Here is a 10777-nt window from a genome sequence, read left to right on the forward strand (position 1 = left end):
TACCCGCGACTGGCGGCCGGGTTGGCGCAGCGCGACGTCGCGATCGTCTCGGGAGGCGCGTACGGCATCGACGGCGCGGCGCACCGCGCCGCGCTGGACTGCGACGGCATCACCGTCGCCGTCCTGGCCGGCGGGCTCGACGTCCCGTACCCGAGCGGTCACACCGCGCTGCTGCACCGGATCGCCCAGGACGGGCTGCTGTTCAGCGAATACGCGCCAGGTATCCGCCCTGCCCGCCACCGATTCCTGACCCGCAATCGGCTGGTGGCCGCCGTGGCCGGGGCCGCCGTGGTGGTGGAAGCCGGCCTGCGCAGCGGCGCGGCCAATACCGCGGCCTGGGCGCGGGCGCTGGGGCGGGTGGTGGCCGCGGTGCCCGGACCCGTGACGTCCTCGGCGTCGGCGGGCTGCCATGCGTTGTTGCGCAACGGCGGCGCCGAGCTGGTGACCCGGGCCGACCACGTCATCGAGCTCATCGGCCACATCGGCGAACTGGCAGCGCAGGATTCGCACCCGACGACGCCGCTCGACGGCCTCAGCGACGCCGAACGCCGGGTCTACGAGGCGCTGCCGGGCCGCGGCGCCGCCACCGTCGACGAGATCGCCGTCGCCTCGGGCATAGTGCCCGAGCTGGCGCTGGGACCGCTGGCGATGCTCGAGCTGGCCGGGCTGGTGCAGCGGCAGGAGGGGAGGTGGCGAATCGTCCGGGCCGCCCGGCTCAGGCAGAAAGCTCCGGGCTGATCGACCATTCGAACGCGTTCGCGGTGGACCGCGCAGCCTGGGCGGCATTCGAACGGTTCGGTTCGCCGAGCTGCGCCAGCAGCCGCCCTGCTGCGATGACGATGTCGGCGAAGACGGCGGGAGTGAGGTATCGGGGTTGCAGCGCAAACAGCAGGTCTTCGGTGGAGGTGTTGCCGCTTGCCCCCGGCGCGAAAGGGCAGCCGCCCAACCCGCCGAGCGCCCCGTCGACCATGGTGGCGCCCACTCGGATGGCGGCCAGGGTATTGGCGACCCCCATGCCCCATGTGTCGTGACCGTGGAAGACGATTTCGTGGTCGGGTGCGACGTCGCCGACGAGTCCGACGAGCTCCTGCACGTCGTCAGGCGTGGCTTGGCCGAGCGTGTCGCAGAGGACCACGCTTGCGACGGCCGCCGTGCGGTCGTCGGTGACCAGGTCGAGGACGCGCTGCGGATCGATGGCACCGCGGTACGGGCAGGTGAATGCCGTGGCCAGCGTCAGCTGCAGTTGGCCACCGGCGGCCGTGACAAGGTCGACGGCCTCCGGAAGGGCGGCCATGCTGGCAGCGGTCGTGCGCCCGACATTGGCGAGGTTGTGGTCGTCGCTGACCGACACGCAGTACTGGAAATTGCGTGCGCCCGTCTCGATCGCGCGGGCGATGCCCCGTGGAGTGGCCGTCCATATCCAGCACCGTTGCAGTTCCTCGGCAGTCAGGGACGCGATGACGTCGAGGGTGTTGGCCATGGGTGGCACCAGGTCGGGTCGCGCCATCGCGCCGATCTCGACCGCGTCTATGCCCGAGTCCAACAGGAGCCGTGCCAACGCGACTTTTCGCTCCGTATCGAGCGGTTTGCCGGTGAGCTGCAGGCCATCGCGCAGGGTCACATCGCGCAGCTGGACTGAGGAATTCATCTGACCACCTCCTGAGTGTCGAGGCCATCGAAGTCCAGATCGAGGTCCAGAACGCCCAGTATTTCCTGAGTGTGTTCACCCAGATCCGGTCCGAGGCTTTGTATTTCGCGCGGGGCATTGCCGATGCGGGGCACAATGCCGGGGAATGCGACATCGGGCAGGATCTCGGTGCCGGTAGATACGGGCATGCGCTGGATCATGCCGCGCGCCAGGAACTGCTCGTCGGCGGCGATGTCGGGAGCGGTGTTGATCGGACCGGCGGGCACGTCAGAGGCCTCAAGCGCGGCAAGCACGCGGTCGGCGGGCAGTTGAGCCGTCCACCGGCCGATCACGTCGTCGAGTTCGTCGCGCGCCTCCCAGCGCTGCGCGTTATTGCTCATCCTCGCAGCGTCGGCCAGGTCGGGCCTGCCGATCAGCCTCATCAACCGCCGGTAGATGGCGTCACCGTTGCCGGCGATGACTACCCATCGGCCGTCGCGGCACTGGTAGGCGTTCGATGGAGCTATACCTTCCAGACGACCGCCACAACGGGCACGGGTGACGTCATAAGCGTCGTATTCGGGGACCAACGATTCCATCACCGAAAAGATCGCTTCGGTCAACGCGACGTCCACGGTGCGGTCGGCCAGGGTCGTGGCTCGTCCGGCGATACGGTCTTTTCGGAGTTGCTGCATTGCCACCAACGCGCCGAACGCGGCATAAAGGCCCGCGATCGAGTCGCCGATAGACACGCCGACGCGTGACGGTGGGCGATCCGGTTCGCCCGTAAGGGCGCGAAGGCCCGCCATCGCCTCGGCTACCGCGGCAAATCCCGGTTGACGGTGCCGTGGTCCGGTCTGGCCATACGCCGAGAGGCGCACGATGATCAGTTCCCGGTTGTGCGCGCTCAGCTCGGCCGGGCCGATGCCCCACTTCTCCAGGGTCCCCGGCCGGAAGTTTTCCAGAACGATGTCGCAGGTGCGGGCGAGTTCACGCACCGCCGCCTGCCCGCGCTCGGTCTTGAGGTCCAGCACCACCGACTTCTTGTTGCGGTTGATGGTCCGAAACAGCATCGACGTCGTGCCCGAGTAGAGCCGCCAGGTCCGCAGCTCGTCTCCGGTCTCGGGACGTTCGATCTTGATCACTTCCGCGCCGAAATCGGCCAGGAGCCGTCCGGCAGTCGGTGCGGCGATGTAATTGCCGAGCTCAAGGACGCGCACCCCGTCCAGTGGTCCGCCATTGAACCTGTCCATATTCGACACCTCTCTAACCACATGGTGCATCAAAAACTACATTATGACTTCTCAAGTCTTCCCTACTGTGACCCGATCCACTACAGTCGGCCCGGTGTAGCGCTAATCACATTGAAAGCGACAAACCACGTTGTGGGACGAGAGAGCCGAGGAATGACCACTTCACGAGTCATGTCGACGAGCCGGAGCACCATCGGCGAGCTGCTGGACGATCTGCCGGTAGGGCCGGTACATCGCAAGGTCATCGTCGTCGTGGGCCTGGGCCTGTTCTTCGAGATGTACGAGATCTTCTTGTCCAGCACGATGAGTACCGCCCTGCGGCACGATTTCGGGGTACGCGGCACAGTTCTCAAGCTGGTGCTGGCCTCGGCCTTCGTCGGAATGTTCCTCGGGGCAGCACTATTCGGGCGACTGGCCGACCGGATCGGACGCCGAAAGGCGTTTCTGCTCGGCCTGGGCTGGTTTTCGGCGTTCTCACTGGCCGGTGCGTTCGCGCCGTCTCCGGCGGTGCTGGTGTTTACGCGGTTCCTGGCCGGTGTGGGAGTCGGTGCCGTGTATCCGGTTGCCGACTCCTATCTGGCCGACGTCCTGCCGAAAGCACGCCGTGGCCGGCTGGCGGCTTCGGCCTACACGTGCTCGTACCTCGCCGTACCGTTCGCCGGATTCCTGTCGGTCTGGTTGACCGGGCACTCTCCGCTCGGCGTCGCGGGCTGGCGTTGGTTGCTGGCCATCGGCGCCACGGGCGCCGCGATCGTTTTCCTGCTGAACCGATGGCTGCCCGAGTCACCCCGCTGGCTTGCCGACGTGGGTCGTATCGAAGAGGCGCAGCAGGCCTTGGCCAACTTCACCGTTGACTCGAACTCGCCTGGCGTGCACGCTATTTCAGCTGCTCCGCGCCCTGTCGTCGCGCGACCCGGCCCTCGTCGGTCGGCGATGACGCTCTTGCGGCATGCCCCATACAACCGTCGACTGGTGATGTTGGTGTTATTCCACCTGTTCCAGACCTTCGGCTATTACGGGTTCGGCACCCTGTCCGCGCTGGTGCTGGTCCATCGCGGCTATCCGATCACCTCGTCGATGCTTTTCAGCGCGCTGTCGTTCATCGGGTATCCGGTCGGATCGGTGATGGCTATCCCGCTCATGGCGAGGTTCGAGCGCAAGTTCCTGCTCGTCGGCTCGATCATGGCGGTCGCTGCCTTCGGTCTGATGTTCGCGACCCAATCGTCGGTTCTGCTGATCATCCTGTTCGGCTTCTTGACCACCGCGACCAGCAATGTCTTCTCCAACGTCTACCACGTGTACCAGGCGGAGATTTTCCCGACGGCGGTGCGCGCCACCGCGGTCGGTTGGACCTATTCGTTGTCCCGGTTATCCAGCGGCGCATCACCTTTCATTCTCATACCGGTCCTCGACAGCTACGGCGCCGCTGCGATGTTCGCCGTCGTCGCGGTCGCGTTGGGCGTCGCGATCGTCGCGGTGCTCACCCTGGGCCCACGGACGTCGCGACGCAGTGTCGATGAGATCAACCCGGAATACGAACCCGCACAATGCCAGTCGGTGCCGCCCGGGGCCAGGTGAGGAGAATCGATGATTGACTTCGGGGCGTTACCGCCGGAGATCAATTCGAGCCGGATGTATACCGGTGCGGGCTCGGGACCGATGGTGGCCGCCGCCGCGGCCTGGCACGGCCTGGCGGCCGAATTGACCTCGACCGCGTCCGGCTACTCATCGGTGACTGCCGAATTGACCACCTCGCAGTGGCGGGGCGCGGCATCGCAGTCGATGATGGCCGGCGTCGCTCCCTTCGTCACTTGGTTAAGCGCCGCAGCGGTATTAGCTGACGAGGCCGGCGCGCAGGCCAACGCCACCGCGGCGGCTTATGAGGCCGCTTTCGCCATGACGGTACCCCCGACCGTGATCGCCGCAAACCGCGCGTTGTTGGCGTCGCTTGTCGCGACGAACTTCTTCGGGCAGAACACCCCGGCGATCGCGGCGACCGAGGCCCATTACGCCGAAATGTGGGCCCAAGACGCCGCCGCCATGTACACCTACGCCGGCTCGGCGGCGGCCGCGTCGCAACTGGCTCCGTTCACCGAGCCGGCCCAGACCACCGACCAAGCCGGACTGGCCCAACAGCAAGCTGCGGTCGCTCAGGCCGCGGCCGCAGCGGCGGGGACTGACGGATCGTCGGCCACGCAGTCATCGCTCAACGACATCATCAATACGCTGTCCAACCAGATAAAAGGACTCCTGTTCAGTCCCTTGGACGTTATCTACTGGCCGATGATCTATGTGGGATCTCTGATTTTCTCGCAGGTAGGTGCGCTGTGGCCCGAGCATGTCGCCGCCGGGGCCGCAGCAGGCTTATCCGCGGCGCCCGCCCCCGCGGCGCCGGTCAACCTCGGCAGTGGACTGATTTCGGCAAACTTGGCTTCGTCGAGCAAGATCGGGTCGCTATCGGTTCCGACAAGCTGGGCCGCGACTGCACCCGCGGCGACGGAGGAATCGATCGCGCAGGCGATAGAGGGCGAGGGCGGCAGCGGTCCGTCGGACGGACCCGAAGCAATGCTGCGTCAAATGGTGCCGGGTCGCGGTAGACGTGACCGCGGCGGCCTGCCGCCCCGCGAATACGGATTTCGCCCCAGGTTCACTGCTCGGCCACCATCTGCCGGATAACGCCACGGGCCGAAACGTATCTCGACCAACCGAGGCCGGCACCGCAACGCCCGAAGCTCGTTGAGCCGAAAACTGATCGAGAAAGGAGATCACATGTCATTCGTTACCACCCAACCAGAGGCGCTGGCGGCAGCGGCTAGTGCATTAGGGGCCATCGGCTCTGCGCTTGCGGCTCAGAATGCGGCGGCGGCGGCGCCCACGACCGGGGTGATTCCCGCTGCCGCAGACGAAGTCTCGATTCTGACCGCCGCCCAGTTTGCAGCCCATGCACAGCTGTATCAGCAGGTCAGCGCGCAGGCGATGCAGATTCACGAGATGTTCGTCAACGCGTTGCGACTCAGCTCGGGAACATATGCGGCCACCGAGGCCGCTAACGCGGCCGCAGCTGGTTAAGGGCTAGTGATGCTCGACTTTGGAGCGTTACCTCCGGAGACCAACTCTGGGCTGATGTATGCGGGTGCGGGCTCGGCGTCGATGATGGGGGCGGCTTCGGAGTGGAATACCCTTGCTGCTGAACTGAATTCGGCTGCCCTGGCCTATGACAGGGTGGTGAAAACGCTGTCCAGCGAGGAGTGGTTAGGGCAGGCGTCGGCATCGATGGCGCAGGCCGCCACCCCTTATGTGGAATGGATGAGAACCACTGCCGCTGCCGCCGAACATGCGGCCAGTCAAGCCATGTCCGCTGTGACAGCGTTCGAAACGGCGCATGCAGCGATCGTGCCGCCGCCCGTGATCGCGGCCAACCGCGTCGATCTGGCACAGCTGCTGGCCACCAACGCGCTGGGCCAAAATGCCGGGGCCATAGCAGCTTTGGAAGCCCAGTATGGGGAGATGTGGGCATCCGACGCGGCCACCATGTACAACTATGCGGGCCGATCGGCGAACATCTCGGCCATGAAACCGTTTACCTCGGCACCTCAGATGACCAACCCGGCTGGTATGGGCAATCAGACAGCCTCGGTCGCCAAGGCCACAGGCACCTCGGCGGGCACGGCGCAAAACACGTTGCAGAGTGGGATGAGCAAGATCACCTCCACGTTGCAACGCCTGGCCAGCGGAACGCCGGCTGCCGATCCGCCGGCCCCGCCGGCCGATCCGGTGAAGAGCATCCTGACCGAGGGTCCGCTGGGATGGCTGGGTGACATTTTCACCTTCTACGCGCCGTTTTCCACCACGTTCTACAACACCGAGGGCCTGCCCTTCTTCTCCGCCGGCATCGCCAACACTTTTGTTTCGATCGCGAAATCCACGGGCGCACTTGGCGGTGCTGCGAACGCGGCCGCCCCGACGCCGGCGGTCGTAGCCCCACCGGCGCTCGGGATGGCGTTGACCGGTGGCGGGGCTTCGGTAACGGGAGCGTTGGGCAACGCGACCCCCGTCGGTCGGTTGTCGGTCCCGCCGGTCTGGGCCGAGAACGCGCTGGCGCAGCCCCACCCCGGGGCGACTCTGCCGCCGGTCAGCAATATCAGGGAGGCGGCGGACGCACGGCCTGCAAACATCCTCGGCGGCATGCCGCTCGGCGGGGCCGGGGCAGGTGACGGAGGAGCCGGCAGGGCGCCCCGATATGGTGTGCGCCCTACCGTCATCCCGCGTCCGCCGGCGGCCGGATAGCGCCCGTGGCAACGCCGACTCAATACGGGAGGCGGCCGCCCAGCGTTCGTGTCACCTGGTCGGCCGCGCCAACGACGTTGTCGGCCCACATCTCGGCGAGTTCCGGTGAGAACCGGAAGCTGGGTCCGCTGATCATCAACGCACCGAGCACCCGACCGTGAGCATCGAACACCGGCGCCGCGACTCCGGTAGCACCCTCATCGCGTTCGCCGCTGGTGATGGCAAAGCCCATCCGCCGGGCTTCTTCGACGTTGGCGCGCAATGCATCTGGATCGGTCACCGTCGCATCGGTGAACCGGGCCAAGTCGGACGCCAGCACTTCCCGCAGGGCATCGTCGTCCCAGGCCATCAGGACCCGTCCGGCCGATCCGACGTGGAGTGGGACGATTTTGCCGACATGCATTTCTCGGCGGATTCCATGGCGCGTCTCAGCGATAGCGACACAAACCCGGAACGGACCTTCCCGACGGAAGAAGCAGGCCGTCTCCCCGCTCGCGTCGCGCAGCGACTCCAGCGCCGGTGATACCGCCTCCAGGAGGCCCATGCTGCTGGCGACCGGGGCCGCCCAGTACGCGACCCGCGCCCCGATCCGGAATCGATCGCCAACCCGATCCAGGAATTCCTCGGCCACCAGATTGGCCACCAGGCGCTGCACGGTCGACGTCGGATAGCCGGTCCGGGCGCGGATCTCGCCCAGGGTCAATTCGGGCTCGGAGAGCGTGAAGGCGTCCATGATCCCGCGGATCTTCGCCAACACCAGCGACGGCTTGATCCCGGCGGACAACGGTCGCGACGACGGCGTCCGTGGCGGAATATCCAGATCGTCAGCCTCGCTCATTCGTTCATTGTCTCGGTAATGCATTGCCCGCACGTGTCGAATGCGGATTTAGCGCCGTCGCCGCAGGCCAAGCTGCAGCGACGGCGCGACTCGTATAGTCGAGCGGGAGTCGGGGTTTGAACAGGAGGACAAGTGGCAGGTCGACCACTGCAATGCTTCGAAGTCGTCGGTACCGAACAACTCACACCGCACATGGTGCGGATAGTGCTCGGGAGCAAGGACTTTGACGCCTTCGTGCCGAGCAAGTTCACCGACTCCTACGTCAAGCTGGTGTTCGTCGCCGACGACGTGGACGTCGCCGGGCTGCCCGAGCCGCTGACGCTCGACAGCTTCGCCGACCTGCCCCCGGAGAAGAAGCCGTCGGTGCGGACCCTCACCGTGCGCCGCGTCGACGTCGACAAGCGCCAGATCACGCTGGACATCGTGGTGCACGGCGAGCACGGCATGGCGGGGCAGTGGGCGTCGACGGCCCGGCCCGGCCAGCCGATCTACCTGATGGGCCCCGGCGGCGCGTACACCCCGGACCCGGCCGCCGACTGGCACCTGCTTGCCGGCGACGAATCGGCGCTGCCGGCCATCGCCGCGGCCCTCGAGGCGTTGCCCTCCGGCGCCGTCGGCAAGGCGTTCATCGAGGTCGCGGGCCCAGAGGACGAGATCACTCTGAGCGCCCCCGACGGCGTCGAGGTGCACTGGGTGTACCGCGGTGGGCGTGCTGACCTGGTTCCCGAGGACCGTGCCGGCGATCACGCGCCGCTGATCGAGGCCGTCAAGAGCGCCCCGTGGCTGCCGGGACAGGTGCACGTCTTCATCCACGGCGAGGCCCAGGCCGTCATGCACAATCTGCGGCCCTACATCCGCAAAGAGCGTGGCGTGGACGCCAAGTGGGCATCGTCGATCTCGGGTTACTGGCGCCGCGGCCGCACCGAAGAGACGTTCCGGCAGTGGAAGAAAGAGCTGGCGCAGGCCGAGTCGGCGACCTCGTCAGCCTGACTGCCGCCTGGCATTGTCTTTTCCATGGCATTCGGCGATTACCAGAACGAGATCTACTTCAAGGGCCTGGGCGGGGTTGCGCCCGCGCTGCCAATGGCGTTCGCGGAGCTGGAGGCCCGCGCCGAGCGGGCCATGTCGCCGTCGGTGTGGAGCTACGTCACCGGCGGCGCCGGCGATGAACGCACGCAGCGGGCCAACCGCGAAGCCTTCGATCGCTGGGGCCTGATCCCACGCATGTTCGTCGGCGCCGCCGCGCGTGACCTGTCGGTTCAGCTGCTCGGGCTGACCCTGCCGTCGCCGGTGTTCATGGCGCCGATCGGCGTCATCGGCATCTGCGCCCAGGACGGCCACGGCGACCTGGCCACCGCGCGTGCCGCCGCGGCCACCGGCGTCCCGATGGTGGTCTCCACCCTGACCGCCGACCCGATGGAGGACGTCGCCGCGCAATTCGGTGACACCCCCGGCTTCTTCCAGCTGTACACGCCGAAGGATCGCGACTTGGCCGCCAGCCTCGTGCAGCGGGCCGAGGCCGCCGGCTATAAGGGCATCATCGTCACCCTGGACACCTGGATTCCGGGATGGCGCCCGCGCGACCTCAGCACGGCCAACTTTCCCCAGCTGCGGGGCCTCTGCCTGAGCAACTACACCAGCGACCCGGTCTTTCGCGCCGCCCTGCAGCGCCCGCCGGAAGAGGACCCCCAAGGCACCGTCCTGCAGTGGGTGACGACCTTCGGGAACCCGCTGACCTGGGACGACCTCGGGTGGCTGCGGTCGCTGACCGACCTGCCGCTGATCATCAAGGGCATCTGTCACCCCGACGACGCCCGGCGCGCCAGGGACGGCGGCGTCGACGGCATCTACTGCTCCACCCACGGCGGGCGCCAGGCCAACGGGGGCCTGCCCGCGCTGGCGTGCCTGCCGGGGGTCGTCGAAGCGGCCGACGGGCTGCCGGTGCTGTTCGATTCGGGCGTCCGCAGCGGCGCCGACGTCGTCAAGGCGCTCGCGCTGGGCGCCACCGCGGTGGGCATCGGCCGGCCGTACGCCTACGGTCTGGCGCTCGGGGGAGTCGACGGCATCGTGCACGTGCTGCGCTCGATCCTGGCCGAGGCCGACCTCATCATGGCCGTCGACGGCTATCCCACGCTCAAAGATCTCACCCCGGACACGCTTCGGCGCGTCGACTAGAGCGCCCAACTGCGCCCTGCGACCGTGGGGGAGTGCAGGCGATCCTCGACGAGTTCGACGAGTACCTGGAGTTGCAGTGCGGGCGCTCGGCGCACACCCGCCGCGCCTACCTCGGCGACCTGCGCTCGCTGCTCGCCTTCATCGGCGACCGCGGCGCGGGTCTGGACGGGCTCAGCCTGCCGCTGCTGCGCTCGTGGTTGTCCGCCGCGGCCGCCGCCGGCGTCGCCCGCACGACGCTGGCCCGGCGCACCTCGGCCGTCAAGGCCTTCACCGCATGGGCGCTTCGCCGCGGCCTGCTCAGCGCCGATCCCGCCGCCCGGCTGCAGGTCCCCAAGGCGCACCGCACCCTGCCCGCGGTACTGCGTCAGGATCAGGCCGCCGACGCCATGGCCGCCGCCAAATCCGGTGCGCAGCAGGGTGATCCGCTGGCACTGCGGGACCGGCTGATCGTCGAGATGTTGTACGCCACCGGGATCCGGGTCAGCGAGCTGTGCGGCCTGGACATCGACGACGTCGACACCCACCATCGCCTGGTGCGCGTGCTGGATCGACACGCTGGGCACCGCCAACGTGGTACGCAGCTGGATGTCGCCGCCC

11 protein-coding genes are annotated in these 10777 nt (G+C 67.4%); 8 read left to right on the forward strand and 3 right to left on the reverse strand.

The window, feature by feature from the left end; all coding sequences use genetic code 11:
- Positions 1-738 (forward strand): DNA-processing protein DprA (dprA, locus tag DQP58_RS23710; protein ID WP_112710586.1); only part of this gene is annotated, 738 nt, incomplete at its 5' end.
- Here dprA and DQP58_RS23715 read toward each other — a convergent pair.
- Positions 716-1648: a hydroxymethylglutaryl-CoA lyase gene (locus tag DQP58_RS23715; RefSeq protein ID WP_112710587.1), complete on the reverse strand. Its 933-nt coding sequence runs from the start codon at positions 1646-1648 to the stop codon at positions 716-718. The genes dprA and DQP58_RS23715 overlap by 23 nt on opposite strands.
- Entirely contained in the window at positions 1645-2880 is a 1236-nt protein-coding gene (locus DQP58_RS23720; RefSeq protein ID WP_112710588.1) for a CaiB/BaiF CoA transferase family protein, read from the reverse strand. The genes DQP58_RS23715 and DQP58_RS23720 overlap by 4 nt, the downstream gene beginning before the upstream one ends.
- A 153-nt stretch (positions 2881-3033) precedes the next feature.
- Here DQP58_RS23720 and DQP58_RS23725 point away from each other — a divergent pair, with 153 nt between their 5' ends.
- The 4 genes from DQP58_RS23725 to DQP58_RS23740 all read left to right on the forward strand — a co-directional run bounded on the left by DQP58_RS23725 (position 3034) and on the right by DQP58_RS23740 (position 7167).
- Positions 3034-4458, forward strand: a complete 1425-nt coding sequence (locus DQP58_RS23725) for an MFS transporter (protein ID WP_240630095.1) — start codon at positions 3034-3036, stop codon at positions 4456-4458.
- 9 nt (positions 4459-4467) lie between these two features.
- Positions 4468-5556: a PPE family protein gene (locus tag DQP58_RS23730; RefSeq protein WP_112710590.1), complete on the forward strand. Its 1089-nt coding sequence runs from the start codon at positions 4468-4470 to the stop codon at positions 5554-5556.
- Between the two features lie 93 nt (positions 5557-5649).
- Positions 5650-5949: a PE family protein gene (locus DQP58_RS23735; protein ID WP_112710591.1), complete on the forward strand. Its 300-nt coding sequence runs from the start codon at positions 5650-5652 to the stop codon at positions 5947-5949.
- A 9-nt stretch (positions 5950-5958) separates the two neighbouring features.
- Positions 5959-7167, forward strand: a complete 1209-nt coding sequence (locus tag DQP58_RS23740; protein ID WP_112710592.1) for a PPE family protein — start codon at positions 5959-5961, stop codon at positions 7165-7167.
- Between the two features lie 19 nt (positions 7168-7186).
- Here DQP58_RS23740 and DQP58_RS23745 read toward each other — a convergent pair whose 3' ends face one another.
- The gene (locus DQP58_RS23745) at positions 7187-8005 is read right to left on the reverse strand and encodes an IclR family transcriptional regulator (RefSeq protein ID WP_112710595.1); all 819 of its coding nucleotides are present in this window, start codon (positions 8003-8005) and stop codon (positions 7187-7189) included.
- A gap of 132 nt (positions 8006-8137) precedes the next feature.
- On the opposite strand from DQP58_RS23745, the gene DQP58_RS23750 reads away from it, so the two are divergent.
- The 3 genes from DQP58_RS23750 to DQP58_RS23760 all read left to right on the forward strand — a co-directional run.
- Positions 8138-8995: a siderophore-interacting protein gene (locus DQP58_RS23750; protein ID WP_112710593.1), complete on the forward strand. Its 858-nt coding sequence runs from the start codon at positions 8138-8140 to the stop codon at positions 8993-8995.
- Positions 8996-9019: 24 nt separating this feature from the next.
- On the forward strand, positions 9020-10180 hold the full coding sequence (locus tag DQP58_RS23755; protein ID WP_112710594.1) for an alpha-hydroxy-acid oxidizing protein: 1161 nt from the start codon (positions 9020-9022) through the stop codon (positions 10178-10180).
- Positions 10181-10212: 32 nt separating this feature from the next.
- Positions 10213-10777, forward strand: a 565-nt coding sequence (locus DQP58_RS23760) for a site-specific integrase (RefSeq protein WP_165827944.1), incomplete at its 3' end; no start/stop codon positions are given.

Origin of the sequence: Mycobacterium colombiense (genome assembly GCF_003284975.1) — a bacterium.
In the GTDB taxonomy this organism is placed as follows: Bacteria; Actinomycetota; Actinomycetes; order Mycobacteriales; family Mycobacteriaceae; genus Mycobacterium; species Mycobacterium europaeum_A.